This is a genomic window from Caballeronia sp. LZ008 (genome assembly GCF_031451435.1).
Classification (GTDB): Bacteria; Pseudomonadota; Gammaproteobacteria; order Burkholderiales; family Burkholderiaceae; genus Caballeronia; species Caballeronia zhejiangensis.
The window spans coordinates 172,742-197,204 of record NZ_JARUXK010000003.1 but is presented as its reverse complement, the minus strand read 5'-3'; the positions used below and the strand labels follow the sequence as shown (position 1 = coordinate 197,204).

26 protein-coding genes, 1 pseudogene and 1 riboswitch are annotated in these 24,463 nt (G+C 63.4%); of the genes and pseudogenes, 12 read left to right on the top strand and 15 right to left on the bottom strand.

Going from position 1 to position 24,463, the window contains the following annotated elements; all coding sequences use genetic code 11:
* Positions 1–741: 741 nt before the first annotated feature.
* Positions 742–880 (top strand): annotated as a pseudogene (locus QCE49_RS34590) (RHS repeat-associated core domain-containing protein); the annotation flags it as partial.
* Between the two features lie 331 nt (positions 881–1,211).
* Positions 1,212–1,607, top strand: a complete 396-nt coding sequence (locus QCE49_RS20020; RefSeq protein ID WP_175981960.1) for a hypothetical protein — start codon at positions 1,212–1,214, stop codon at positions 1,605–1,607.
* A gap of 53 nt (positions 1,608–1,660) precedes the next feature.
* Here the strand turns inward: QCE49_RS20020 and QCE49_RS20015 are convergent, their stop codons facing one another.
* Complete coding sequence (locus QCE49_RS20015; protein WP_250460188.1) at positions 1,661–1,825, bottom strand: SymE family type I addiction module toxin; 165 nt, start codon at positions 1,823–1,825, stop codon at positions 1,661–1,663.
* Positions 1,826–2,165: 340 nt separating this feature from the next.
* On the opposite strand from QCE49_RS20015, the gene QCE49_RS20010 reads away from it, so the two are divergent.
* From QCE49_RS20010 to QCE49_RS20000, 3 genes are all read left to right on the top strand, one after another.
* Positions 2,166–2,423 (top strand): RHS repeat-associated core domain-containing protein, encoded by a 258-nt coding sequence (locus QCE49_RS20010; protein WP_309806342.1) that lies wholly within the window; start codon positions 2,166–2,168, stop codon positions 2,421–2,423.
* Between the two features lie 149 nt (positions 2,424–2,572).
* Positions 2,573–2,887, top strand: coding sequence for a hypothetical protein (locus QCE49_RS20005; RefSeq protein ID WP_250460186.1), 315 nt, complete (start codon positions 2,573–2,575; stop codon positions 2,885–2,887).
* A gap of 16 nt (positions 2,888–2,903) precedes the next feature.
* A complete protein-coding gene (locus QCE49_RS20000) occupies positions 2,904–3,164 on the top strand; it encodes a PAAR domain-containing protein (RefSeq protein WP_175981964.1) in 261 nt (86 codons plus the stop codon).
* 56 nt (positions 3,165–3,220) lie between these two features.
* Here the strand turns inward: QCE49_RS20000 and QCE49_RS19995 are convergent, their stop codons facing one another.
* Together QCE49_RS19995 and QCE49_RS19990 are read right to left on the bottom strand one after the other, a co-directional pair.
* Positions 3,221–3,844: a LysE family translocator gene (locus QCE49_RS19995; RefSeq protein WP_008347419.1), complete on the bottom strand. Its 624-nt coding sequence runs from the start codon at positions 3,842–3,844 to the stop codon at positions 3,221–3,223.
* A gap of 3 nt (positions 3,845–3,847) precedes the next feature.
* Positions 3,848–4,474 carry an FMN-binding negative transcriptional regulator gene (locus tag QCE49_RS19990; RefSeq protein ID WP_250437057.1) on the bottom strand — a complete coding sequence of 209 codons (627 nt, stop codon included), beginning with the start codon at positions 4,472–4,474 and terminating at the stop codon, positions 3,848–3,850.
* An 86-nt stretch (positions 4,475–4,560) separates the two neighbouring features.
* Between QCE49_RS19990 and QCE49_RS19985 the strand changes: the two genes are divergently transcribed.
* Positions 4,561–6,018: a PLP-dependent aminotransferase family protein gene (locus tag QCE49_RS19985; protein ID WP_250460183.1), complete on the top strand. Its 1,458-nt coding sequence runs from the start codon at positions 4,561–4,563 to the stop codon at positions 6,016–6,018.
* A 31-nt stretch (positions 6,019–6,049) separates the two neighbouring features.
* Here QCE49_RS19985 and alr read toward each other — a convergent pair whose 3' ends face one another.
* Complete coding sequence (alr, locus tag QCE49_RS19980) at positions 6,050–7,153, bottom strand: alanine racemase (RefSeq protein WP_250460181.1); 1,104 nt, start codon at positions 7,151–7,153, stop codon at positions 6,050–6,052.
* Positions 7,154–7,327: 174 nt separating this feature from the next.
* On the opposite strand from alr, the gene QCE49_RS19975 reads away from it, so the two are divergent.
* Positions 7,328–7,759, top strand: coding sequence for a DUF6632 domain-containing protein (locus tag QCE49_RS19975; RefSeq protein WP_008347415.1), 432 nt, complete (start codon positions 7,328–7,330; stop codon positions 7,757–7,759).
* On the opposite strand, the gene mntP is transcribed toward QCE49_RS19975, so the two are convergent.
* Positions 7,725–8,294 carry a manganese efflux pump MntP gene (mntP, locus tag QCE49_RS19970; RefSeq protein WP_250437052.1) on the bottom strand — a complete coding sequence of 190 codons (570 nt, stop codon included), beginning with the start codon at positions 8,292–8,294 and terminating at the stop codon, positions 7,725–7,727. The two genes, QCE49_RS19975 and mntP, sit on opposite strands and share 35 nt — an antisense overlap.
* 9 nt (positions 8,295–8,303) lie before the next feature.
* Positions 8,304–8,474: riboswitch (yybP-ykoY riboswitch) on the bottom strand.
* 95 nt (positions 8,475–8,569) lie between these two features.
* Positions 8,570–10,270, bottom strand: coding sequence for a PQQ-binding-like beta-propeller repeat protein (locus tag QCE49_RS19965; protein WP_250460179.1), 1,701 nt, complete (start codon positions 10,268–10,270; stop codon positions 8,570–8,572).
* A gap of 129 nt (positions 10,271–10,399) precedes the next feature.
* On the opposite strand from QCE49_RS19965, the gene QCE49_RS19960 reads away from it, so the two are divergent.
* On the top strand, positions 10,400–10,522 hold the full coding sequence (locus tag QCE49_RS19960) for a hypothetical protein (protein WP_268811544.1): 123 nt from the start codon (positions 10,400–10,402) through the stop codon (positions 10,520–10,522).
* Between the two features lie 41 nt (positions 10,523–10,563).
* Here QCE49_RS19960 and QCE49_RS19955 read toward each other — a convergent pair whose 3' ends face one another.
* From QCE49_RS19955 to QCE49_RS19945, 3 genes are all read right to left on the bottom strand, one after another.
* Complete coding sequence (locus tag QCE49_RS19955) at positions 10,564–13,065, bottom strand: glucose/quinate/shikimate family membrane-bound PQQ-dependent dehydrogenase (RefSeq protein WP_250460177.1); 2,502 nt, start codon at positions 13,063–13,065, stop codon at positions 10,564–10,566.
* 158 nt (positions 13,066–13,223) lie between these two features.
* Positions 13,224–13,547: a hypothetical protein gene (locus QCE49_RS19950; protein ID WP_175981977.1), complete on the bottom strand. Its 324-nt coding sequence runs from the start codon at positions 13,545–13,547 to the stop codon at positions 13,224–13,226.
* Positions 13,548–13,599: 52 nt separating this feature from the next.
* Positions 13,600–13,848, bottom strand: coding sequence for a hypothetical protein (locus QCE49_RS19945; RefSeq protein WP_034472230.1), 249 nt, complete (start codon positions 13,846–13,848; stop codon positions 13,600–13,602).
* Between the two features lie 121 nt (positions 13,849–13,969).
* Here QCE49_RS19945 and QCE49_RS19940 point away from each other — a divergent pair, with 121 nt between their 5' ends.
* Positions 13,970–14,341, top strand: coding sequence for a hypothetical protein (locus tag QCE49_RS19940; protein ID WP_008347405.1), 372 nt, complete (start codon positions 13,970–13,972; stop codon positions 14,339–14,341).
* 4 nt (positions 14,342–14,345) lie between these two features.
* On the opposite strand, the gene QCE49_RS19935 is transcribed toward QCE49_RS19940, so the two are convergent.
* On the bottom strand, positions 14,346–15,545 hold the full coding sequence (locus QCE49_RS19935) for an amino acid aminotransferase (RefSeq protein ID WP_250460175.1): 1,200 nt from the start codon (positions 15,543–15,545) through the stop codon (positions 14,346–14,348).
* 49 nt (positions 15,546–15,594) lie between these two features.
* Complete coding sequence (locus tag QCE49_RS19930; RefSeq protein ID WP_250460172.1) at positions 15,595–16,971, bottom strand: amino acid permease; 1,377 nt, start codon at positions 16,969–16,971, stop codon at positions 15,595–15,597.
* 342 nt (positions 16,972–17,313) lie between these two features.
* Here QCE49_RS19930 and QCE49_RS19925 point away from each other — a divergent pair, with 342 nt between their 5' ends.
* Positions 17,314–17,574, top strand: coding sequence for a hypothetical protein (locus QCE49_RS19925; protein ID WP_175981985.1), 261 nt, complete (start codon positions 17,314–17,316; stop codon positions 17,572–17,574).
* A gap of 86 nt (positions 17,575–17,660) precedes the next feature.
* Positions 17,661–17,813, top strand: coding sequence for a hypothetical protein (locus QCE49_RS19920; protein WP_162483411.1), 153 nt, complete (start codon positions 17,661–17,663; stop codon positions 17,811–17,813).
* A gap of 50 nt (positions 17,814–17,863) precedes the next feature.
* Here QCE49_RS19920 and aroQ read toward each other — a convergent pair whose 3' ends face one another.
* The 3 genes from aroQ to QCE49_RS19905 all read right to left on the bottom strand — a co-directional run bounded on the left by aroQ (position 17,864) and on the right by QCE49_RS19905 (position 20,900).
* Positions 17,864–18,301: a type II 3-dehydroquinate dehydratase gene (aroQ, locus tag QCE49_RS19915; RefSeq protein WP_175981987.1), complete on the bottom strand. Its 438-nt coding sequence runs from the start codon at positions 18,299–18,301 to the stop codon at positions 17,864–17,866.
* A gap of 36 nt (positions 18,302–18,337) precedes the next feature.
* Positions 18,338–19,396: a Gfo/Idh/MocA family protein gene (locus QCE49_RS19910; RefSeq protein WP_279613052.1), complete on the bottom strand. Its 1,059-nt coding sequence runs from the start codon at positions 19,394–19,396 to the stop codon at positions 18,338–18,340.
* Positions 19,397–19,481: 85 nt separating this feature from the next.
* Complete coding sequence (locus tag QCE49_RS19905; RefSeq protein WP_008347399.1) at positions 19,482–20,900, bottom strand: MFS transporter; 1,419 nt, start codon at positions 20,898–20,900, stop codon at positions 19,482–19,484.
* Positions 20,901–21,290: 390 nt separating this feature from the next.
* Between QCE49_RS19905 and QCE49_RS19900 the strand changes: the two genes are divergently transcribed.
* Positions 21,291–22,859 carry a sensor domain-containing diguanylate cyclase gene (locus tag QCE49_RS19900; RefSeq protein WP_175981991.1) on the top strand — a complete coding sequence of 523 codons (1,569 nt, stop codon included), beginning with the start codon at positions 21,291–21,293 and terminating at the stop codon, positions 22,857–22,859.
* A 6-nt stretch (positions 22,860–22,865) separates the two neighbouring features.
* Here the strand turns inward: QCE49_RS19900 and QCE49_RS19895 are convergent.
* Positions 22,866–24,463, bottom strand: a 1,598-nt coding sequence (locus tag QCE49_RS19895; protein WP_309806338.1) for an EAL domain-containing protein, incomplete at its 5' end; no start/stop codon positions are given.

Sequence of the window (24,463 nt, the reverse complement as noted above, 5' to 3'; positions counted from 1 at the left end):
TGAGTGATGCGCCGAATAAAAGTGAAGAACGAGAAAGGCGCATCCAGAGAAGAAGAACCGGCGTCGTCGACGCGGTGTCGTGAGTGAAGCCAAAGAAGGAAGTGCGGCCCTGCGGGCCGGAGCGCACGAAGGGCCGGGGGTAAATGCGCTGCGCGCATTTAACATAACGCAAAGGCGTATTAGCGCATTCTGGCGGGCTGGTCTAGCAGCAAGGAACGCTTGCCACTGCCCAGCCCGCCAGAATGCGCTAATACGCGCTATGTCTTGCGCCCCCGGCCCTGCCGGGTGCGCGCTGCGCACAAGAATATTCCAGTGGCCGCGTCGCGGCCAAATCTGTTGAGCACGAACAAAACATAGTCAGCGCGCACGCGCGAGTGTGTACAGCCCCGCCGGCGTAGCCTTCGGCCACGCGGGCACCCCCAAGAGGACCAGCGCCGCTCACGCGGCGAAATCAAAAGCAAATCCAAGTCAAAAGCGAGCGGCTAAAGAGGTAGCGGGCGATGCGCCTGCGCAAAAGTGGAGCGTCGGTCTGCGAGCGCCCTGTTCCGCCGCGTCTGCCGTCTGTCGGCGGCCTACGAGCAAGCTCTACTCGGAGAAGTCGCATAGTTCGGTCTACCGATGAGCGGCTAGAATCACGTCTAGGAAAAAAATTCTGTTGGCGAGCGCGCTTCTGGCTGTAGAGGCAAGCCATATAAGGGATAGCGCCCCGCGTGCGCGGGGCGCGTGTCCTGGCGGTTTGTTTACAATCGGCATCGGTACTATGATTCGCAGAGCGGGCGGTTCATCTCGAAGGATCCGATTGGGCTGGCCGGTGGACTCAACGCGTATCAGTATGCGCCGAACCCGATCGAGTGGGTTGATCCGTTTGGCTTATCGAAGACTCCTGCGATAGCGGGACGAAAGCAAACGTCAAACAAGCCGAATCAAAATTCTAAGTGCTCTTGTAGAAAGGAATGGGAAATAAATCGATTTGATCGAGTTTGCGCAGGCAATGTATCAGGCGTTGGTTACGCTAAATACTTGCGCGATCCGAGCACGGGCATGTGGTGGTCCGAAGATCAAACCGGGCATGGCAATAGCGCTTGGAAAGTCTATGATAAGAATGGAGCTTGGGTCGCTGACGCCGATGTTTACGGCGACTACATGAGTAAACATAAGAGCGATACCGGGAAAAACGTTAATCTTGATTCATTGCAGTGCAAGGACTCAAGATGATCCAGTCTGCTGAAGAATTCATAGCGCTAAGAGATAGTCTCATGAAGGAAGAGTACGACCGAGCCGCTAACGAAGAGGCTCCTGTATCTGTCTGGAAAGATGTGATTTCGAGGTTCCCGGGCTACAGGAAATGGGTTGCTCATAACAAGACTGTTCCGTTGGAAATATTGACGGAGCTCTGCCAGTTTGAATCTGATGTCAGACGTAGCGTTGCCGTAAAGCGGAAACTATCGGTGGAGTTGTTTGAGCTCCTCGCGAGAGATCCGGATCCAGTGGTTCGGCAAGGTATCGCCTCAAACAAAAAGGCACCTATATCGATAGTCCGCGGGCTCTTCGATGACCCAGATGAAGACGTCTCAAGAGTAGCTAGATACAACGTCGAGAATCGCTAATCTTTAAGTTCGAAGGGCCGCTACGCGGCCCTTCGTCTACTCGGCGGTAATGATCAGCCGCCCATGTTCAACATGACCTTGACGCGCTGCCCTGCTGTGAACCCGGCCTGCTCGATCCATCGCCCGGCGAGTTTGAGCCGCGGAAAACACGGCGGCTCGGTTCGCTGCCAGTAGGGTTTGGTCGAGCGGCTCTCGCGCTGCGACTGCTGAACGGTCACGAAGCGTTCCGTATCGTGTGGACGTGCTTTAAGATTCGCTAGCTTCGCGGAACTGCGCCATCCGCGCGCCAAGAGCGACGAAAAAGGAGCGTGGTGAACCGATGACCGTCAAGACCAAGCCCTTCGGGCGCTGCGCGGCCTTGACGGATTCGGGCGCGGTGGGCGAAGACTTGCGCGAACGTGGCGCATCGGTGTGCTTCGGCCAAGTTCCGCCGCGTCTGCGGTCGGCCTGCGGCCGCCGTCAGCCACTGCGGGTAACGAGCAAGCGTTACTCGGACGAGTCGCATAGTTCGGGCTACCGATGAGCGTCTAGAATCGCGTCTACAAAAATAATTCTCTCGTGCATGAGCTCGTCGAGCTGGACGGCTTGCTGGATAAGGGACTGCGGCCTGCCCGCGAGGAGTTTGTGTCCAGGCGAAGTCAGACGGGGCTTCATTACAACCGGCATCGGTACGATGATCCGGCGACGGGCAGATTGATATCGAAGGACCTGATTGGCCTTACGGGCGGACTCAACGCCGTTGCCGCCGATCGGGATATTCAAGTCAAGGTAGACGAATCGAATCGTCGCAATCGAAGAATCATCGAAGGCCGCTAGAGAGACTCGACAATGGAAACATGCCAGAAGGACGGAGCGTCCGTAAGATACATGTCTGCCCGGTGGTCTTGCCGTGGGTGAACATGTCGTTAGCGTCGAGCAAAAGCTACGGGCCTTCTTGAGACGACGATGAACAAAGGAGTTGATCGATGGATATTGATCTCAAGAAAGCGTACGAGATTCATGTTGGTCAAGGCATCGACCAGCAAAGGCTACTCGACGCCATCGCCGCTGAACTTGGCGCTCGCGGTATCAGGCGTGATTCCTACCGCTTAGGTGACGACCCGCATATCGGGTTTGGAGAGTTGCGCCTGTCCGAGGAAGATGGTTACTGGGTCGTATGCGTCGACGAGCGAGGCGCCTCGTTCAATCCTTGCATATTCACCGACTATTTCGACGCGGTGAAATTCTTCATTTTCGAATTGTCCGGCGCAAGCGCTGAACCGATCTGGAAAAAATTCTAACCGCACGATAACCAAAATGACTTCAATAGCATGCGTAGGCGACGCGACCACCCACGGCGGCCGCATCATCACGGGCTCCGACACGATGGACATCAAGGGCCGCGGGGTCGCGAGAATGGGCGACTTGGTGACATGCCCCGAACACGGCACGAACCCGATCATTCAGTGTTCCGATATGTTGATCGACACGAACGGCAATGGCGTCGCGCTGGATGGGCATCTGACCGCCTGCGGCAGCCGTGTGCTTGCCGTCGAAAGTCACGGCAGTATTGATTAGAAGCCCTCTTCAGGGAAGGTCATGCGAGCAACAGATAATCGCGTGAGGCCGGTTCCCTAACTCGGGATCGCCCTCCGCGCAAACGCGAGATATCCACCCAATGCCAGCATGACGACGCCCGAGGTCCGCGTGAGCATCCTCGCGCGCGCGACGCGTGCGGCGCTCGACTTCAGCAGACGCGAAGCGGCGAGCACCGCGCCCACGTCGACAAGCGTATTAAGCACGACGCAAATGCTCCCGAGCATCGCCAGTTGCGGAATCAGCGCATGCCCCGGCGAAACGAACTGCGGAAGAAAGGCGAGAAAAAACAGCGCCGTCTTGACGTTGAGCGCTTCGACCAGGACGCCTTCGCGAAACGCACGCCGCGCACCGTGCGATGCAACCGGCGCGACGCCGCCCGCTTCGCCTTCGCGAAACAGAAGCCGAACGCCCAGATAAATCAGATACGCCGCGCCGACGTACTTCACGACGCTAAAGAGCGTCGCCGAGCGCGCGATCAACAGGGATAGCCCGAGCGCCGCCGCGGCCACATGGACGAGACCGCCCACCGCCGTGCCGAGACACGACGCCATGCCTTCGGAACGACCACCAGCGACAGTGCGAGCCACGACATACGCGAGGCCCGGACCGGGCGTAATGGCGAGAGCGATCGCCGCGATCAGAAAAGCAATAAAAGCCATGAACTAGTCTCCCGCCCGCACCATCACCCGCGCCAGCTCCCCTTTCCCCCGCGCGTCGAGCGCATCCGCGGCGCCGATCCGATCGCGCGTTTCCTTGTTCTGACTCAGCTTCGACTTGCCGACAAGCGACGTCACCGCGATTTCGATGCCCACGATATTCCGCAGCATCCCATCGATGAATTCGCGCTCGGAATCGCCCATCTTCCACGGCTTCGGCTCGTTCGCCTCGTGCCGCCGCGTCAGACGCGCGACGAGACCGCGCACGAACTGCTCGTCGTCGCGCACGGTGAGCACGCCGTGCGCGTGCACGACTTCGTAGTTCCACGTCGGCACTTGCCGATGCGTCTCATGCTTGCTCGGATACCAGTTCGGCGAGACATAACCCTCCGCGCCGCGAAAAATCACCATGACGGGCGTGCCGCCCGGGCAACGCTGCCACACGTCGTTGGCGCGCGCGACGTGCGCCGTCAGCAAGCCATGCTCGCCCTGCGCCGGATCGAACTCGAACGGAATGTGATTGGCGTCGAGACCGGCGGCGTCGTGCGTCACCAGCATTCCGAGCGGATGCGCACGAATGATCCGATGCAGCTCTTCAGGGCGAGTCTCGGCGAAATGCGGCGGAATATACATCCTGGATGCCCGATGGAAAGTGGCGGAATCCCGTCACTATCGCCCGAAACAGGCACAATAAGAAGATCCAGTTTCGAGCAATTTTCATGGTCCAGTTGAAAGACGCCATCGGCACCGGACGGCGCATTTACGATCTGCTGCGCGCCCAGATCGCCGATGGCACCTTGCCCGCCGGCGCTCCCGCACCTTCGACGCGCGCGCTGGCGGCCGATCTCGGCGTCTCGCGCACGACCGTCACGGCAGCGTACGAACAGCTCGCGGCGGAGGGCTTTCTCGTCACGTCGGCGGGACGCGTCGCGCGAGTCGCCACGCCGCCGATGCCGCTCGCGCCGCCGAATCCCGCGCGCGCCGAACGCACCGCGCCCGCCCTTTCCGCCTATGGCCGGCGCGTTTCCACACTGCCGATGCCCGTTCTCGCGCAAGTGACGAAAGGCAGCATCAACTTCCTGTACGGCGCAGTGTCCGCGCGCGACTTTCCTTCGTTGATCTGGAAACGCGCGTATCAGGCCGAACTGCTGCATCAACCGGACAGCCTCTATTACGTCGCGCCCGAAGGCGACGCGTCGCTCAGGCGCGCGTTGCAGGCGTATCTCGGCCGCGCGCGCGGGCTCGTCTGCGATAGCGATCAGATCGTCGTCGTGAACGGCACGCAGCAGGCGCTCGATCTTTGCGCGCGCCTGCTGCTCGATCCCGGCGACGCCTTCGCATTCGAAGATCCCGGCTATCTGATCGCGCGGCATTGCTTCGAGGCATCGGGCGGCGTGGCGCTGCCGGTGCCCGTCGACGAACACGGTCTCGATACGCGCCGCCTTCCCGCCGATGGACGCGCGCGGCTCGCCTACGTGACGCCATCGCACCAATTTCCGCTGGGCGGCGTGCTGCCGATCGGCCGCCGTCTCGAATTGCTCGAATGGGCGCAACGGCACGACGCGTGGATCATCGAAGACGATTACGACGGCGAGTTCCGATACGGCCAGCGCCCGATCGACGCCTTGCAATCGATCGATACGAATGGCCGCGTGATCTACATCGGCACGTTTTCGAAGGCGCTCTCGCCGCATCTGCGGCTCGGCTACATGATCCTGCCGCACGATCTCGTGCCGGCGTTCCGTCAGGCGAAGCGGCTCGCGGATCGTCATTCGGCCGTCATCGATCAGCGCGTGCTCGCGGCGCTAATCGAAAGCGGCGCGTATGAGCGTCACGTGCGGCGCGTGCGGCGCGAATACGAACGGCGGCGCGCGGCCTTGCTCGACGCCATCGCCGATCTTCTTCCGAAGCGCGCGCACGCGACGGGCACGGCTGCCGGATTGCACGTCACGCTGTGGCTGCCCTTCATCGACGCGGCGCACGAAGCCGCGCTCGTCGCCGCCGCGCATGCGAACGGCGTGGGCGTCTATCCGGTGTCGCCGCTTCATGTCGCGCCGTGCGGCGGCACGTCGAACCGGACGGCCGGGCTCATCCTCGGCTATGCGAGCGTGCCGGTCGAGCAGATCCGCAAAGGCATCGAAATCCTCGCCGATGTGATCGCGCATTTTCGAACGTAAGCACTGCCTTCGAGACGCGTCATCGTGAGCGTCATGCCGAATGCGCTTCTGCCCGATTCGAAACGCCCGCGTCGATCGCGACGGGCACGCGCCGCGCGAGCGCGCACATCAACTCGTAGCCGATCGTGCCGGACGGTTCGGCCACTTCATCGACCCGGACGCGTTCGCCCCATAGTTCCACCGGCGACCCGATGCCCGCAGCCGGACACGGCGTGAGATCGACGGTGAGCATGTCCATCGACACGCGTCCGACGATGCGCGTACGCACGCCATCGACGATGACGGGCGTGCCCGTCGGCGCGTGACGCGGATAGCCGTCCGCGTAGCCGCATGCGACCACGCCGATCTTCATCGCGCGATCCGCGGTGAAAGTGCGGCCATAGCCGATCGTCTCGCCCGCCGCGAGCGTCTGCACGCCGATGATGCGGCTCTCGAGCGTCATCGCCGCGCGCAACGGGAAATGCTCGATGTGGCGCGCGCAGCCCGTCGGCGAGGCGCCGTAGAGGATCGTGCCCGGCCGCACCCAGTCGCGATGCGCGCGCGGATGCCACAGCACCGCCGCCGAATTCGACAGCGAGCGCGTGCCGGGAAGATCGCGCGTGGCCGCTTCGAATTCGTCTATCTGCCAGTCGATCGCGCCTTCGTCGGCGTTCGCGAAGTGACTCATCAGGCCGATCGAGCCGATCGCCGCGATATCTGACGCCCTTTTCCAAGCCGCGACGAATTCGCCCGGCCGATAGCCGAGCCGGTTCATGCCCGAGTTCATCTTCAACTGTATATCGATGCGCTCGTTCGGCCGCGCCGCCTTCAGCAACGCAAGCTGCTCGTCGCAATGCACCGTGACCGTGAGCCGGTGACGATCCGCCGTTTCGACATCCGCGGGCTCGAAAACGCCTTCGAGCAAAAGAATCGGCTTTTTCCAGCCGAGCTCGCGCACGCGCACGGCTTCATCGAGATCGAGCAGCGCGATGCCGTCGGCTTCAGCGAGCGCCGGATAAATGCGCTCGATGCCGTGACCATAAGCATTCGCCTTGATGACGGACCACACGCGCGACGACGGCGCCGTGCGTTTGACAAGTTGAAGATTCTGTCGGATGGCGTCGAGATGGATGCGCGCGGAAATCGGACGTGGCATGACGTGCTGGATTTGTGGTTAAAGGCAGTGGAATGATGAATCGTATCGACCTAATGGCAGTCGTTGTTATTTTATTTGCGCCAATTTTTGGTGGAAACGCCTGCCGCCATCGATGGCTTTCGCGGTGCGCTTCGCGGTATCTTGTCGCTCATGTCGCGCCGCCAAGGAGCCGCCATGAACGACGCCCGTCGCCTCGCCTGCCTGCGCATCGTGCTCGCCGTCGTCGGGCTGATCGCGCTCTTCGCCTTCTATCCGCTCATGCTGCTCTGGCCTTCAGGATGGGCGTGGGATGCCGGCCACGAAGGCCATTCGGAATACGCGATGATGATCGTCGGCATCTACGCGACGCTCGGCGTTTTCCTGCTGATCGCATCGCGCGAGCCGATGAGGCATCTGAGCCTCATCTGGTTCACGGTGTGGTCGAGCGTCGTGCACGGCGCGATCATGGCCGTGCAGTCGTTCGGCGGCGCGGGGCGCCACCTCGGTCATCTGGCGGGTGACGTGCCCGCGCTTTTCATCGTCGCCGCCGTGCTCGCGATTCTCACGCCGCGCGGCGGCAAGGCGCGCATCCTCAGCCGAGATGGCCGAGATGTTCGGCCAGAATGACGCTGCCGACGCCGATCAGAATCAGCCCGCCGACGATTTCCGCCCGCTTGCCGATCGTCGCGCCGACGAGCCGGCCGACCATCACGCCGATCGTCACCATCAGCATCGTCGCGAAACCGATGGTCGCGGCCGTCGAGAAGATATCGACATCGATGAACGCGAGGCCCGCGCCGACCGCCATCGCGTCGATGCTGGTCGCGAAACCGGTGAGCGCCAACACCCAGAACGAATGCGAATTGGGCTTTTCCGCTTCGTGGCTCACGCTGCTGAAACCTTCGCGGATCATGCGCGCGCCGAGCAGGAAGAGCAGGCCGAACGCGATCCAGTGATCCCACGCGGTGACGTACTGCGCGGCCGCCCTGCCGAGCGCCCAGCCGACGAGCGGCGTCAGGGCTTCGATCACGCCAAAGATCACGCCGGTCTTCAACGCTTCCGCGATGCGCGGCTTGTGCAGGGTCGCGCCCTTGCCGACGGCTGCGGCGAACGCGTCGGTGGACATGGCGAAGGCTAGAAAAATTGTGGAGGCGAGATTCATCGAGTAGCGCTCTGGTCGGGCAAGATGGAACGACAGAACGCGCGCCCGACCGGTCGCGAATTCTGTCGATGGTCTTGCCAACCTTTGATGGCTGCTCATGCCACGGCCTGAACGACCGAGCGTGTTGACATGAGCGCTTTCCCTGTGCAGGAAAGCCGGCTACTCCCCAGCGAAGAACCGAGAGCTTAACATGACTTCGCGACCGTTCCACGGCGTTTCGGCTAGTTGCGGCGCGCTCGCGGCGTCACGCCCGGCGCCGCGTTCGCGCGCCGATCCTATTTCGACAACAGCCCGAACACGGCGACGCCGTTCTTCGTGCCGACATACACCCTGCCGTTCGCGATCATCGGCGTGATGAACTTGTTGCCCGCACCGAACTGGTCGCGCGTGCCGGCGTCGTTGCTGCTGTAGAGCTGGCGCGCGAGATTGGCCGCGTCGTAGGCGCGCAGCGCGCCTGTCGCGCCGTTCTCCGCCGCCCACAGAATGCCGTTCGCCGTGCCGTTCGCGGAAATGCTCGGCGTCGCGCCGGGGAAGCCGAACGCATTCGACGTCTGACTCGTCGACGTCGCCGAAAGCAACGCGTTGCTGACCGCGAACGCCCGAATGCTGTCGCCGACCGCGCCGAAATAGACCGTGTTGTTGAAATACGCGGGCGCGCCGAACATCGCCCCGCGAATCTGGCCGACGAGTTCCTGATAGATGTGGTCCGCGTTCGAATCGAACTTGCCCATCGAGAAGCGGTTCACGACGTAGATCGTCGAGTTCTTGCCCGCGCCGATCGCCAGATGCCGGACCGTGCCGCCCGCATCGGTGAAGTCCGGCAGCACCATCGCGCCGCCGGAACCGAGATCTTCGTCCTCGTTCGACTCCTGCACCGTGTTCGACGGCTCGAAATAGTCCTGCACCCTGAGCGGCGACGTTTCCAGCCGCAAAAAACCGTTGCCGAAGTTGCCGTTGATCGGCATCTCCTGCGCGTTTTGAGTCGGATCGAAGGTGCCGTTGGCGTCGAGGAAAAAGATCGCCTGGCCGTCCGATGCAAGGCCCGCGCCGCTCATCCAGATCGAGCCCATCTGGCCGTTCGGCGTGAGGTTCAGCACGCTCGCCTGTTGCAGGGTCGCGGCGTCGTAGCCCATGACCCAGCCGGTGTACGGCATGAAGTCGCAATGCGAAGTCCACGCCGTGTAGACGACGCCGTTCAGCAGCAGCAACGCCGCGCGCTCGGCGTACTGGCCGGGATCGAACGTCAGCGTGCCGTTCTGGCTGCCCGCGCCGTTGCCCGGATACGTCGCCCGGATTTCGGTGGGGCCGTTGAAGAGCTCGGCGCCCGTCGCGACATCGAGCGCGTGAATGCGCTGGTGATACGCGCCCGACGCATCCTTCGACATGCCGACGACATACATCGCGCCATTCGGGCCGCGCGTCCGGTCGATGACCGGCGTCGCCGTGACACCGATGGTCGGCGTGATCTGATGACAGTTGTGGTCGTCGCTCGGCGACTCGCCGCTGCCGAGCGTCGAGACTTTCCACAGCACCGCGCCGCTGTCGGCGTCGAAAGCGTAGACGCTGGCGTTTTCCGTCGCGACGTAGAGCACGTTGCGCGTACCGCCCGCGATCGGTACGCCCGCCAGAAAGAGCGGCTGCGCGTCGACGGCGCCATCGACGGAAAAGAGCGCGAGCTTGCCGAAAGTACGCTGATTGACGTTCGCCGGCGTGAGGACGGTTTCCGCGAGTTGCTGTCCGGTGCGCGCGATGTCGTTGTGCCAGGTGACGACATCTTTCGACACCGCAGCCAGAGGCGCCGATGCCCCCGCCGGGCTCGATGCCCCCGACGGGCTCGATGCCGCCGCCGGCGCGCCGCCGCTCGCCGCAGACGAAGTGGCGCTATCGCCGGAACCGCCACTGCACGCGACGACGATCGCCGCGATGAGCACAACGGCGCCGATCGCCGCGATACGAGCCGGAAAGTGCGTCTTCATCTGGATGCTCCTTCAGAGCGTTTCGCCTTTGCGTACGGTCAATTCCCCGAAAGATATTTGTTGCAATGCGTCATAATGTGCTAACCTAGGGTTATTACCTAGTTAGTTACCCCTAGTACGGAGTTCATCATGGGAATCATCGCTGCCACGCCGATCGCCCTCGTTTCCTTCATCGTCGCCGCCGTCCGCAATGCGCTGAGCGCGCGCGCCAAGGTCAGCGCGCTCATGGCCGAGGCTTATCGCCGGACGTAACGTGCAGGCGCGGGAGAAAATTCCCGCGCTTTTTTTCGCATTCACTGCAACGTATAGGCGATCACATAGTCGCCCGCCTTCGTGCCGAGCGAGCCATGACCGCCCGCCGTCACGAGCACATATTGCTTGCCGCTTGCATCGGCGTAGCTCATCGGCGTGGCCTGACCGCCCGCCGGCAGACGCGCCTCCCACAGCTTCTTGCCGTCGCGCACGTCGTAGGCGCGCACGTATTGATCGAGCGTGCCCGTCAGGAACGCGACGCCGCCCGCCGTCACGATCGTCCCGCCGAGGCTCGGCACGCCGAGCGGCATCGGAATCGGCAGCGGCGCGCTGTCGACGATGGTGCCGTTCTTGTGCATCCACGCAATCTTCTGCGTGCGCAGATCGACGCCCGCGATGTAGCCCCACGGCGGCGCCTGGCACGGAATCCCGAGCGGTGAAAGAAACGCGCTGATCTCAAAGCCGAACGGCGTACCGCGCGCGAGCTTGATGCCGCTCGTTTCGCTGCCTTTCTTCTCGCCGTTGTCCTCGGGAATCTTGTCACGCGGAATCAGCTTCGACGTGAACGCCATGTAGTCCGGATTCGCGATCAGAATCTGCCGCACCGGATCGACGGAAATCCCGCCCCAGTCGAATACGCCGAAGTTACCCGGAAACACGAGCGATCCCTGCTCCGACGGCGGCGTGTACGGCCCGTCGTAGCGCAGGCTCCTGAACTTGATGCGGCACCAAAGCTGATCGAACGGCGTCGTGCCCCACATGTCCGCCTCCGTCACGCGCGGCGGGTTGAAGTTGAGCGCGGAAACGGCCTGCGTCGGCGCGGTGTGATCGCCTTTCGCCGCGCCGCCCGGCACGGCGACTTCGCTGATCGGCACGATCGGCTGGCCGGTTTCGCGATTCAGCACGTAGATGCTGCCCTGCTTCGTCGATGCGATCAGCGCCGGCTGCGTGCCCTGCGCCGTCTGCAGATCGACGAGCGTCGGCTGCCCGCCCACATCCATATCCCACAGATCGTGATGCGTGAACTGATAGTTCCAGCGCAGCTTGCCCGTCGCGGCATCGAGCGCGACGACGCCCGCGCCGAACTTCTCGGCCTGTGGCGTGCGCTCGCCGCCCCACTGATCGGGCGTCTGGTTGCCCATCGGCAGAAAAATCATGCCGCGCTTTTCGTCGACGCTGAACATCGACCACATGTTCGGCGAATTGCGCACATAAGTGCCGCCCGCCGCGATCGGTTCGGTGACGTCCGGATTGCCTGGATCCCAGTTCCAGACGAGATGGCCGTCATTGACGTCGAACGCGCGGATCACGCCCGACGGCTCGTTGTTCGATTCGTTGTCGGTCACATGACCGCCGACGATCACGAGATTGCGGAACACCGCCGGCGGCGAGGTCGAGTAATAGCCGCCCGGCGTGAACGGCCCGATATTCGCGCGCAAATCGATTGCACCGTTCTTTCCGAAGCTCGCGCACGGCTTGCCGGTGTCCGCGTCGAGCGCGATCAGGCGGGCGTCGGCGGTCGGAAGGAACAGGCGATGCGGACATTCGGCCTGCGCCGTGGTTTGCGCGGGCGTCTGCACGGGCGCGGACGCTTCCGTGGGCGCGGATGCGTCGGCAGGCGCGGAGGCCGCATCGGCTTCGGCGGGCGCGCTGGCTTCGGGCGCGGCGGCAGCGGGCATCGGATGCATCGACGCATCGTAATAAGCGACGCCCCGGCAAGTCATGTGCTCCCAATGCTTGAACCCGATCGGACTCTGAATCTGCGGATCGAAACGCCACTTTTCCTTGCCGCTCGCGGCATCGAGCGCGATCGCCTTGCTATGCGGCGTGCACAGGAAAATCGTGTCGCCGACCTTGAGCGGCGTGTTCTCGTCGGTGGTTTCGGTCGGATCGTCGGGGCCGGGCATGTCGCCGGTGCGATACGTCCACGCCACCTTTAGCCGATGCGCGTTATCCGGCGTGATCCGGGCGAGCGGCGCGTAACGCTGCGCGAGCGGCGAGCCGCCATAGTCGACCCAGTCGCCCGGCGCGCGGCCGGTCGCGGCGTTGGCATCGGGCTGATTGGCGTCGGCGGCGACGTTCACGTCGATGCGCCCCGGCCGGTCGTGCGGATGATTGAACCAGGTGCCGACGCCGAGCAGCAGCGTGAGGATGATCGCGGCGGCGAGCGGCGTGCGCGCGGCGCGCGATGTCGAAGGCGGCCCGAACAACGCGCCGCGATGCACGAACGGAATCAGCAGCCAGATCGCGAGCAGCAGCCAGATCCACAGGCGCGGCATGAGTTGCCAGAAATCGAAACGCACTTCGACGACGGCCCAGATCGTCGAGGCGAACAGGAACAGCGCGAAAAGCAGCAATGCGGAGCGCCGCCGGATCAACAACAAGAGCCCGGTCAGCACGATGGCCGCACCCGCGATCACGTAGTACCACGATCCTTTGAGCGCAACGAGATACGCTCCGCCCGCCGCCAGCAACACGCCGATGACGATAAACACAATGGCCGTAAAGAACGTGAGCGGACTGAGTCTGCCGTTGCCAGCCATGCTGAATCCTCCGTGACGATGAAAGGCGGAACACGGCCGTCGCGCGGTCGTGGTTCGGACGCTGTCGCGTGGAGGAACGGAGCAATCGCTGTGCCGTTCGGCGGGGAACGGGCGCGTGCGAGGCGTGCTTACGGATGACTTGCCGAATGAAGCTTAGATCACAGCGCCCGCGGCCAGAGCCCGCCGTGCGCGCTCGCGGGCATGACGCCTGCGACGAACGCCGCCTTCAGATCGGCGCGTTCGGAGAAACGCGGCGCATCGAACCACGCGAGGAAATCGTCGCGCCAGACGCCCCAGGCGTTTTCGTCGAAATCGAAGTCTTCGTCGAGGCGGCCGTTGTCGCGCAAATAGGCGCCGACCACTTGCGTGCCGTTCCAGTACGCGACGGCGACATCGCTGAGATCGGCCGTCACGCCGCGCGGCAGATCGCGCAGCATCATCGCGACGTGCGCCTTGAACGATTTGAATTCGGTCGGTCTCATCGCCTGCTCCGCTTCAAAAAAGTGCGTGAAAAAACTGCGTGCGCGTGCCCGTTCATTTGAACACGCCCTTGTTCAAGTCTTTTTCGAACGCGGCAGTCCATTGCGTGCCGTGTCCGATGCGATATTCGCGTTCCTTCAACGTGGAACGTCGCGTAATGGTGACGACGCCCTGCAACGGATAAACATCGTCCACGACATCGGACGCGCCGCCTTCGTGCACCAGAAAATCGCTCTCGTCGAGCCGATGGCGCGCGAGAATCGCGAGGAAATCCGCTCTTTCGTCCGGCGCGATCACAGTCATGTCGCCCTCCATGATCGAATGCTGCTTCCATTCAAAGTAGCACACGCGCGGAGGAACGTCGGCGCGTATCTTGCGAGGAGCGCGGGACGGCGCACGCGCTTTTTCCGGGAGTCGATAGCCGATGAATCGCAAAACGATGTTTCTATGCGCAGCGGCGCTGGCCGTCTGCACGCACGCACGCGCCGACGACGCCGTCTGCGGCACGCTCGAAAGCGCCACGAACGGGCAGGACGGCATGATCGCGCTGCGCGAAGGGGAAAGCGTGAATTTCTGGCGGGGCGGCGCCGTGCGGCACGGCGCGCTGCATGTGTACAAGGACGGCGAGGTGTATCGCGTGTACTGGCAGCCGGAAGGAAGCGGCGATATCTACGTGCTCGCGAACGAAGGCACGAGTGCCGTGCGGCTCATTCTGACGCCGCCGCGCGGCACGAAAGTCGATACGGGACCGGGCAGCCTTCCGCCGCAGAAAGTGCTGTCCTGTCCCGCGATGTAGCGATTTACTTCGCCGCCAGCACCTTGCCGATGGCATCGGCGACGATCTGCACGTTGCTGTCGTTCAGGCCCGCGACGCACATGCGGCCCGAGCGCAGGATGTACACGCCGAATTCCTCCTTGAGCCGGTCGGCCTGATCCGCGACCAGACCCGTGTACGTGAACATGCCGCGCTGCTTGATATACCGCGTGAGCATCTCGCCGCGAACGTGATCCTTCAGTCCGTCGTGGATCGCCTGACGCATGCGCGCGATGCGCTGGCACATCGACGCGAGTTCCTTTTCCCACGACTGTTTAAGTTCGGGCGTGTTCAGCACATGCGTGACGATCTTCGCGCCGTGCGTCGGCGGATTGCTGTAGTTCGCGCGTACCGCGCTCGTCAGCTGGCCGAGCACGCGATCGGCTTCGGCGGCATCGTCGCAAATGACGTGAAGGCCGCCGCAGCGCTCGCCGTACAGCGAGAAATTCTTCGAGAACGAATTGGCGATGAACGCCGGCACGCCACGGCGCGCGAGTTCGCGCACGGCGAACGCGTCGTCGTCGAGACCGGAACCGAAGCCCTGATACGCCATATCGACGAACGGCAGCAGATCGCGCTTTTGCAGCACGTCGATGATGTTCACCCATTGCGCCTGATCGAGATCGACGCCCGTCGGGTTATGGCAGCACGCGTGCAGCAGCACGACGCTCTTCGCGGGCAGCTTGTCGATGGCGTCGAGCATCGCATCGAAGCGCAGTCCGCCGGTGGCTTCGTCGTAATACGGATACGTGTTCACTTCGAAACCCGCGCGCTCGAAGATGAAACGATGGTTCTCCCACGTCGGATCGCTCACCCACACTTGGGACTTCGGAAAGTAGCGCTTGATGAAATCCGCGCCGACCTTCAGCGCGCCCGATCCGCCGAGCGTCTGCACGCTCGCGATGCGGCCATCGGCGCGCGCCGGGCTGTCGTTGCCGAACACGAGCGCCTGCACGGCGTCGCGATAATGCGCGAAACCGGCCATCGGCAAATACGGTTTCGGGCCGAGGTCTTTCAGGATCGACAGTTCCGCCTCGCGCACGGCCTGCATCACGGGCAAACGGCCTTCGTCGTCAAAGTAAATGCCGATGCTCAGGTTGACCTTATTGGTGCGCGGATCTTTCTGGAAGTTTTCGTTCAGCGACAGGATCGGGTCGCCGGGGTAAGCATCGATATGTTCGAACATGGTGACTTATAGGACGAGAGAGGACGAGAGATCAGCAAGCGCGGCCGCGTCAGTCTCCGCGCGCGGCCCGAGTTTTGAGATAGTAGCCGATTCCGAGAACGGCCAGCCAGACCGGAATCAGGTACACGGACAGGCGCAGATCCGGAATCTCGTACATCACCCAGACGATGCCCGCGAGAAACGCGAGCACGACGTAGTTCGTGAACGGATGCAGAAAGCTCGGAAACGAGGTCGCTTCGGCGTTCGCGCGCTTCTGCCGGCGGAACATGAGATGGATGATGCTGATCATCGCCCAGTTGATGACGAGCGCCGACACCGCGAGTCCCATCAAGAGGCCGAACGCGCGCCCCGGAATCACATAGTTGATGACGACGCACGCCGCCGTCACCAGCGCCGACACCGCCAGCGCCGCGAGCGGAATGCCGCGTCCGCTCACGTTGAGCAGCGCGCGCGGCGCGTTGCCTTGCTGCGCGAGGCCGTACAGCATGCGGCTGTTCGCATAGACGCCGCTGTTGTACACGGAGAGCGCGGCCGTCAGCACGATCACGTTGAGCACGTTCGCGACGACCGTGCTGTTCATCTCGCGGAAAATCAGCACGAACGGACTGCCGCCGGTCGCGACCTTGTCCCACGGATAAAGCGACAGCAGCACGCCGAGCGCGCCGACATAAAAAATCAGGATGCGATAGATGACCTGATTGGTCGCGCGCGGAATGCTGCGCGACGGGTCTTCCGCTTCCGCCGCCGTAATGCCGACGAGCTCCAGCCCGCCGAACGAGAACATGATGACGGCCATCGACATGACGAGCCCGTGCACGCCGTTCGGAAAGAAGCCGCCGAGCCGCCAAAGATTCGCGACGCTCGCTTCCGGCCCCGCCTTGCCCGACGCGAGCAGCCAGCCGCCGAACAGGATCATGCCGATGATCGCCGCCACTTTGACGATCGCGAACCAGAACTCCGTCTCGCCGTAGGACTTCACGCTCGTCAGATTGATCGCGTTGACGATCACGAAGCACGCGAGCGCCGATATCCACATCGGCAATCCCGGCCACCAGTACTGCATGTAGATGCCCACGGCCGACAGCTCCGCCATGCTCACCAGAATGTAAATGGCCCAGTAGTTCCAGCCGGAGATGAAACCGGCGGCGTGGCCCCAGTATTTATCGGCGAAATGGCTGAAGGAACCGGCAACCGGCTCGTCGACGATCATCTCGCCGAGCTGACGCATGATGAAGAACGCCATCAGCCCGGCGATCGCGTAGCCGAGCAGCACGGATGGCCCGGCGAGCTTGATCGTCTGCGCGACGCCGAGAAAAAGCCCGGTGCCGATCGCGCCGCCGAGCGCGATCAACTGGATGTGGCGACTCTTGAGTCCGCGTTTGAGTGTGTGCGGCGAGGGTGTTTCGTTCGTCGTGGGTGAAGCCATGTCGATGTCTGTTGCACTGCAAAAATTACTGCGTTCATGGATCGAACGATCGCGCGTATCGTTTGATCCGACCTTTTAGTCTGCTTTTTGGTAAGAAACTGTTGTTTTTTCGTGCGGATGACCCCACAAGCCGCTGCAAAAAAGGCCGATTATCAGCGGACGGATCTGCGATTTTACCGCCCGGCGGCCGCAAAGCCTTGATGGGCGGGCGTATAGCAGCCGTGCTCCGAATCGCGGAAACGGACATCAAACGAATTGAGGCCGGAATCAGGGCTTGTTCGGAGGATTACTCGAGGCGTCGCGGCGTGAGAATCGCATCATCCACTCACGACGGGGGTCGCCATGTATCGGACGATGGAAGGAAACGCCAGGCCGCATCGAACGGCGCAGCGTTTCGGCGAAGGATCGCAGGACAGCGCGGCGACACAAGCGGAATTGCTGAGCGCGCTGCAGTCGGTGTCGGACAACATCATGCGTCTCGCCGGGAAGCTGCACGGCGATCCGAACGCCACCGACGACGATGCAGAGACCATTACCGAGCAGCATGCGTTCGCGCAAGAGCTGATCGGGCGTTTGCTGGCGCTGCCCGCGTCGCAAACGTAACGGACCAACAGGGCCAACAGAAGGCGGGCAGCGGTGACGGCAAAGCCGCCCGCGCTCGGAGCATCGGGGAGAAGGATATGAGCTACTTGACGATCATCGCGGTGGTCTGGGCTGTTTGCGCGGTGGGTGCGGTGTTGTTCATCCGCGGTGCGGCGCAACGCAATCACGAACCGCTGCGCAAGCAGAGCGAACGCGAGCCGGTCGCGCCCGCGTCGAAGGATTTCAGTCGCCCGGCCTGACCCGATGACACGGCGAAGCGCCCACACGCTTCGCCGTGAAGGCATCGGCCTTATTTGATCGCGGCGACTGCTGCGCGCAAGCCCAGCAAGTAGCTATCGACGCCGAAACCGGAAATTTGCCCTCGCGCAATTTCCGCGAACACCGATTTGTGGCGGAATTCCTCCCGCGCGTGCACGTGCGACATGTGCACTTCGATGATCGGCGCCTTAAGGATCGCGAGCGCATCGCGGATCGCGTAGCTGTAGTGCGTCCACGCACCCGCGTTGATGACGATCGCATCGACGTTTTCTTCGAACGCGCGATGAATGCGCGAGCACATCTCACCTTCGATATTCGTCTGGTAGCACTCCACCTCGACGCCGAGTTCCTTGCCGAGCGCGGCCATCTGCTCGTCGATTTGCGCGAGCGTCGCCGTGCCGTACTGCTTCGGGTCGCGCTTGCCGAACATGTTGAGGTTGACGCCGTGCAGCGTCAGGATCGTTGCCATGTGATTTCCTTGAACTGGAAGGGGAATTGAAAAGATTCAGGCGGTCTCGACGATCCTGCCGCTCGTGGCGGCAAGAACGATGGCCTCGGTGATCCGCAGATTCTGCAGTCCGTCGCGCGCGCTGACAATAGGTTCGGCTTCCCCGCGCGCCACGCGCCCGAAATGTTCCATCTGATGCGCGAGCGGATCGTCGCGCTGCATCGCCACGACGTCTTCGTCGAACGGCTTCCACCATGATCGATCTTCGGCCTTCGCGTAGGACTTGAGACGCATCGTCGGCACGGAAAGCGAGCCGAACGTGCCCGCGATCACGTAGCAGTCTTCGTCGGGATACGTGGAATACGCCTTGTTCTCCTGCGACGTCTGCTCCCAGCTTCGCGGGCACGCGGCGGTGTCGGACAGCATGAACGTGCCGAGCGCGCCGCTCGCGAAACGCAGATTGATCGCGACCGTATCTTCGACGGGAAAGCCGCGCGTCGCGTGCGATGCGAACGCCTGCACCGCGACGATATCGCCGCACAGCATCCGCAAGTTGTGCACCTCGTGGATCATGTTGAGCAGGATCGGCCCGCCCCCCGGCTCGCGCCGCCACGGCGCGCTGGCGTAATACTCGTCGGGCTTGAAGAACACCGCGCTGCCCATCACCGCGACGAGCTTGCCGAGCCGCCCTTCGTCGATGACCTGCTTCGCGCGCGCCATGATCGGGCTGTGCGCGCGATGATGGCCGATCAGCACTTTCGCGCCGGAACGCTCCACTTCATCGACGAGCATCTGCGCTTCCTCGACCGTCGGCGCAATCGGCTTCTCCAGCAGGATCGGCACGCCCGCCGCGATGCACACGCGCGCATGTTCGACGTGCAATTGATTCGGCGTCGCGAGCACGATGCCGTCCGGGCGATCCTTCGCGAGCAGTTCGTCGAGCGTTTTGTAGAGCGGCACGCCCGCCTTCTGCGCGATGTCGACGGCGGCGGGCGCCGGATCGACGATGGCCGAGAGCGTGCACGTCGTGCTCGCCTGCGCGACGCCCATGTGCGCCTGACCGATATAGCCCGCGCCCGCCACCGCGATACGCGTCTTGCCTGAGTCTGTATTCACTTCGATTTCACCGTGTTGAAAAAGCGCGAGTTCACCCCGGCGGCGCTGTCGCGCGCCGCCTGAGCAAGGAAAGAGGACATGAGCTTCAGGAAGTGCGCGCGTTCGCGACCGATTCCGCGCGCAGGCGGTCGTACTCGGACTTCTCGACCGGCCGCGCGTCCGGCTCGCCGAGCTGGTTGAGCGGAATCCGGTACGTCTCCCGCGCGCTCCACGCGGCGATCGCCGAGATGATCGTGACGGCGAGCGTGATTGAACCGATCATGACCGGAATGTTCGTCGATCCGGGCGGCGCGACGCTCGCGAACAGCGCGGGCAACAGCGCCGTGATGGTCGTGCCGATGTTCTGCGAGATCGCCATCGCGGAGACGCGCGTGCGCGTCGGGAAGAGTTCGGGATAGAAGCTCGGGAAGATCGCGTTGTAGCCCTGATAGACGATGCCCCACATCAAGAGCGACGCGACGATCGCCATGCCGACGTTGTGAATGCTGATCGCGTAGAGATACAGATACGACAGCAGCCCCGAGGCGATCGCCCCGACGATGATCGGCGGCCTGCGCCCGATCTTGTCGGAGAGATTGCCGACGATCGGAATCACGATGACGGCGAGAATATTGCCGACGACCGGAATCCACAGATACACGCTCTTGTGAAAGCCGATGCCGTACGCTGCCTGCACCGCATACGCCGCGCCGAAGATCGTCGCGACCACGGGAATCACGTTCATCAGCGCCATGCAGACGACGCGGATCATGTCGGGCAGGTTGTACTTGAAGGCGTCGACGATTGGCGAGCGCGGCACCGCGCCCTTCTCGCCTTCCTTCTCGAACGCGGGCGTCTCGTGCACTTCGCGCCGGATGATGTAGCCGGCAACCAGCACGAACGCCGAAAGCAGGAACGGAATGCGCCAGCCCCATGAATTGAACGCGTCCTCGGGCATGTAGTACGCGAGCGGCAGGAACACGGCGGCGGCGAGAATCTGTCCGGCCTGCACGCCTTGCAGCGTGAAGCTCGCGAAGAAACCGCGGCGTCCGAATGGCGCGTGTTCGAGAATCATCGAGCTCGCGCCGGAGATTTCGCCCGCGACCGCGAAGCCCTGGACGAGCCGCAGGATCACGAGCAGCGTCGGCGCGAGCATGCCGACGCTGTGATACGTCGGCAAAAGTCCGACGGCCATCGTCGAGAAGCCCATCAGGAACATGCACAGCACGAGCACGGTCTTGCGGCCGTGCGTATCGCCCCAATGACCGAGCACGAATGCGCCGATCGGACGCGCCACGTAACCGACGCCGTAGGTCGCGAGCGACGCCACGATCGCCACTTTCGGATTGCCCGAAGGAAAGAAGAGTTGCGGAAAGATCAGCGCGGCGGCTTGCGCGTAGATGAAGAAGTCGTAGTACTCGAGCGCGGAGCCGATCCAGCCGCTCGCGGTCGCCTTCTTCGTCTGCTTGTGGTGCTCGGCGTGCGACCCGCCTTTTGCACCGGGTGAGAGAGAGTTCGTGTCCATGACGTCTCCTTTTATGAATCGCCCGACGGTTTCTGTGGCCATCTTTCCGCGAAACTGCTTCTTTCATCCTCACCGACGACGCCTTCGCGGCATGGCGCGCAGGACATCAAACATGATCGTCTCTGAAACGAAAGCTTTCGATGAGGCAAAACCCGGCGTCAGGCCAGGTTGAAAGACTTGAGCCCCAAATTACTATGTCCGCGCGAAAACATAATCCGGCTCGAAGGAAAGTCAGAATGCGCTCTCAGCGAATAATCGACGCTCACCACGCCTGAGCCGCCGCTAAGTCTTGCCTAAAGAACACGCAGACGCCGCCGTATACACGATTACCGGCGGTGATCGCATCACCGCCGCCTTCGTATTCATCCTCTCGCCGGCCCGGTCTTGCGTATGTCAGGCAATCCGTCCTTGATCGATTCGATTCTGGCCACGCCGGCGACCGCGGACGGACGGATCACGCCTGCCGTTCGCGCATCGCTGCTGTCGACGCTTGTCGAAGACATTCGCCCGCTGCTGCTGTCCGGCATCTCCGGCGCGTTCGTCGCGATGATCGCGCTCGGACGCCAGCCGTCCCTCTGGACGATGCTCTGGCTCGCCGCCGACGCGCTTCTGCTCGCCACCCGCCTTTCGATCGTCGGCCGATATCGCGCGCTGAGCCGCACGGACGCGCCGCAGCCCGGCCGGTGGGCCGCGCGCTATGCGCCGTTCGGGCTGCTGGCCTGTCTCGTGACGGGCCTCGGCGCGATGGGCTGCGTGATCTCGGGCGACGCCGTGCTCGCGTCGCTCGCGATCATGGTGACGGCCGGCCTGCTCGGCGGCGTCGCGTCGCGCAACGCGGGCACGCCGCATCTGGCGATCGCGCAGGTGTGCCTCGGCGCGCTGCCGATCGGCGTCGGCGGGCTGTTCGGGCCGTCCGGCTACTGGATTCTCGTGCCGCCGCTCGTCCTCTATATCGCCGCGATGTGCGCGGTCGTGCAGCGGCACTATCGCGGCCTCGTCGCGCTGATGACCGCCAAGGAAAGCCACGCCGAAATCGCCACGCGCTTCGACGCGGCGCTCGCGCACATGCCGCACGGCCTCTGCACCGTGGATGCGTCGGGCAGGGTGGTGATCGCGAATCGCAAGGCGGCGGAGCTGTTCGGCGCGACCATCGACATGCTGCGGCTGAACGTGTCGCTGCCGGAGTTCATCGGCTATGCCGCGCTCGCGAAATTCGGCGAGACGCCGCGCGCGCAGCTTGCCGAGCGATGCGCGCAATGGCTCGAAAGCGGCCATCCGACGCTCGACCTGCCCTTGCGCGACGGACGGCATCTCGAACTGAGCCGCAATCCGGTGCCCGACGGCAGCGCGGTCATCATCATCGAGGACGTGACGGAGCGCCGCAAAGCCGAAGCGAAAATCCTGCAATGGGCGCATCACGATTCGCTGACGGGCCTGCCGAACCGGCGCTATCTCGGCGACCAGGCCGGGCGTCTGATGGCGGGCGGCGCGGGCCGCGAGAAAGTGACGGTGATGTACGTCGATCTCGACGGCTTCAAGCACGTCAACGACACGCACGGCCACAATGCCGGCGACGAACTGCTGAAGCTCGTCGCCGACCGCCTGCGCAACGCGATGCGCCGCGGCGAGCTGGTCGCGCGTCTGGGCGGCGACGAGTTCGCGATCGTCGCCACGTATATCGCGCACGCGGCCAACGTGGTTTTCGCGCGCAAGATCATCGGCGAGCTGTCGGCGCCGTACACGCTCGAATCCGGGCAGACGGTGCGCGTGGGCGTGAGCGTCGGCATCGCGCTGGCGCGTCCGGCGGAGTCGTTCGAAAGCGCATTGAAGCGCGCCGATGCCGCGCTGTACGAAGCGAAATCGGAGGAACGCGGCACCTATCGCTTCGCCGATCGCGACGGCGACTCCATCGCGAGCGACGAACAAGCCGTCGCGAACGACCGCGGCCGCGCCTGGTAAGCGAGCCTACACCTCTTCCGGCCCGGCGATCAGCGCTTGCTCGTTCGACTCGCGCCACGCGTCGAGCCACGCTTCGAGTTTCGCGGGGGGCAGCGGCCGGCTCAGGTGATAGCCCTGCGCCAGATCGCAGCGCAGCGCCTTCAGCCGCTCCAGCATCTCTTCGGTTTCGACGCCTTCCGCGACGACCTTCAGTCCCATGTTGTGCCCGAGATCGATTGTCGAGCGCACGATGGTTTCATCGTCCTTGTGCTGGAACATGCCCATCACGAACGATTTGTCGATCTTCAGCTCATCGACGGGCATGCGCTTCAGATACGACAGCGACGAATACCCAGTGCCGAAATCGTCGATGGACAGGCGAATGCCGAGCGCGTGCAGCCGGTCGAGCGTCTCGATCGCGTGATTCGGGTCGTCCATGATCGCGCTCTCGGTGATCTCGATCCAGATCGATTCCGGCGCGACGCCGTGCTTGTCGAGCAGTCCCTGGAAGATTTCGGGCAGCGTCGACTGGATCAGCTCGCGCGCCGACACGTTCACCGACACGGCCAGCTCGATGCCCTGCCTGCGCCACGCGGCGCATTGCGCGATGGCCTTGTCGGCGACCCAGCGCGAAATCGTCTTGATGTAGCCGGTCTGCTCCGCGAACGGGATGAACTGGTCGGGCGAGACGAAGCCGCGCGTCGGATGATCCCAGCGCACGAGCGCCTCGACATATTTCACGCGATGCGTCGCGAGATCGACCTTCGGCTGATAGTAGAGCGTCAATTGATCGTGCTCGACGGCCTGCCGCAGCTCGCTCATCAGCGAAAGACGCTCGGCGTTGTTCTGGTCGTGACGTTCGTCGTAGAGCGCGTAGCCGAGATTCGAGCGCTTCGCCACGTACATCGCGATATCGGCGCGGCGCAGCAGCACGTTCATGTCCGTGCCGTTCTGCGGAAACGTGACGATGCCGATGCTCGCGCCCACATCGACGAGTTGCCCTTCGATCGTGATCGGCTCTTCGAGCGCGTTCAGCATGCGCGTGGCGAGAAGACGCGCGGACGCCAGATCGTCGGTCGGCAGAAGGACGGCGAATTCGTCGCCGCCCAGACGCGCGACCGTATCGGTCTTGCGATGCAGCGCCGCGCGCAGGCGCTTCGCCACTTCGCACAGCAGCATGTCGCCGATCGGATGCCCGAGCGTGTCGTTCACGTACTTGAAGCGGTCGAGGTCCATCATCATCACCGCGAGCGGGCGCTTGCTCCGCGTCGCCGCGCCGATCGCCTGCTGCAGGCGGTCGTTGAAGAGCGCGCGATTCGGCAGGCCGGTGAGCCGATCCATGTACGCGAGCTCGGTGATGCGTTTCTCGCGCTCCGAGATGCCGTCGCGCATCTGATTGAACGCGCGCGCCAGCTCGCCGATTTCGTCGTTCTGGCGAATCTCGATGGGCGCGGCGTAATCGCCCTGCCCGATGCGCTTCGAAAACTGCGTGAGCGCCGCGATCGGCCGCGTGACCGAGCGGCGAAATCGGCACGGCCGCGCAGATGCGAGAAAACCGATGGCACCCGCTCGGCGGTTTGCCTCAGAAAGCGATGAACAGATTGCTGTCGCGCGCGAAGTGGGAC

Bases quoted from the DNA above. Each gene is read 5' to 3' on its own strand.
- QCE49_RS19945 (WP_034472230.1), bottom strand. From the start codon at position 13,848: ATGACTGTGATCGCGCCGGACGAAAGAGCGGATTTCCTCGCGATTCTC.
- QCE49_RS19985 (WP_250460183.1), top strand. From the start codon at position 4,561: ATGGTCCAGTTGAAAGACGCCATCGGCACCGGACGGCGCATTTACGAT.
- QCE49_RS19925 (WP_175981985.1), top strand. From the start codon at position 17,314: ATGTATCGGACGATGGAAGGAAACGCCAGGCCGCATCGAACGGCGCAG.
- aroQ (WP_175981987.1), bottom strand. From the start codon at position 18,301: ATGGCAACGATCCTGACGCTGCACGGCGTCAACCTCAACATGTTCGGC.
- QCE49_RS19975 (WP_008347415.1), top strand. From the start codon at position 7,328: ATGAACGACGCCCGTCGCCTCGCCTGCCTGCGCATCGTGCTCGCCGTC.
- mntP (WP_250437052.1), bottom strand. From the start codon at position 8,294: ATGAATCTCGCCTCCACAATTTTTCTAGCCTTCGCCATGTCCACCGAC.
- QCE49_RS19955 (WP_250460177.1), bottom strand. From the start codon at position 13,065: ATGGCTGGCAACGGCAGACTCAGTCCGCTCACGTTCTTTACGGCCATT.
- QCE49_RS20005 (WP_250460186.1), top strand. From the start codon at position 2,573: ATGGATATTGATCTCAAGAAAGCGTACGAGATTCATGTTGGTCAAGGC.
- QCE49_RS19935 (WP_250460175.1), bottom strand. From the start codon at position 15,545: ATGTTCGAACATATCGATGCTTACCCCGGCGACCCGATCCTGTCGCTG.
- QCE49_RS19990 (WP_250437057.1), bottom strand. From the start codon at position 4,474: ATGTATATTCCGCCGCATTTCGCCGAGACTCGCCCTGAAGAGCTGCAT.
- QCE49_RS20000 (WP_175981964.1), top strand. From the start codon at position 2,904: ATGACTTCAATAGCATGCGTAGGCGACGCGACCACCCACGGCGGCCGC.
- QCE49_RS19900 (WP_175981991.1), top strand. From the start codon at position 21,291: ATGTCAGGCAATCCGTCCTTGATCGATTCGATTCTGGCCACGCCGGCG.
- QCE49_RS20020 (WP_175981960.1), top strand. From the start codon at position 1,212: ATGATCCAGTCTGCTGAAGAATTCATAGCGCTAAGAGATAGTCTCATG.
- QCE49_RS19950 (WP_175981977.1), bottom strand. From the start codon at position 13,547: ATGAGACCGACCGAATTCAAATCGTTCAAGGCGCACGTCGCGATGATG.
- QCE49_RS19930 (WP_250460172.1), bottom strand. From the start codon at position 16,971: ATGGCTTCACCCACGACGAACGAAACACCCTCGCCGCACACACTCAAA.
- alr (WP_250460181.1), bottom strand. From the start codon at position 7,153: ATGCCACGTCCGATTTCCGCGCGCATCCATCTCGACGCCATCCGACAG.
- QCE49_RS19995 (WP_008347419.1), bottom strand. From the start codon at position 3,844: ATGGCTTTTATTGCTTTTCTGATCGCGGCGATCGCTCTCGCCATTACG.
- QCE49_RS19940 (WP_008347405.1), top strand. From the start codon at position 13,970: ATGAATCGCAAAACGATGTTTCTATGCGCAGCGGCGCTGGCCGTCTGC.
- QCE49_RS19965 (WP_250460179.1), bottom strand. From the start codon at position 10,270: ATGAAGACGCACTTTCCGGCTCGTATCGCGGCGATCGGCGCCGTTGTG.
- QCE49_RS19905 (WP_008347399.1), bottom strand. From the start codon at position 20,900: ATGGACACGAACTCTCTCTCACCCGGTGCAAAAGGCGGGTCGCACGCC.
- QCE49_RS19960 (WP_268811544.1), top strand. From the start codon at position 10,400: ATGGGAATCATCGCTGCCACGCCGATCGCCCTCGTTTCCTTCATCGTC.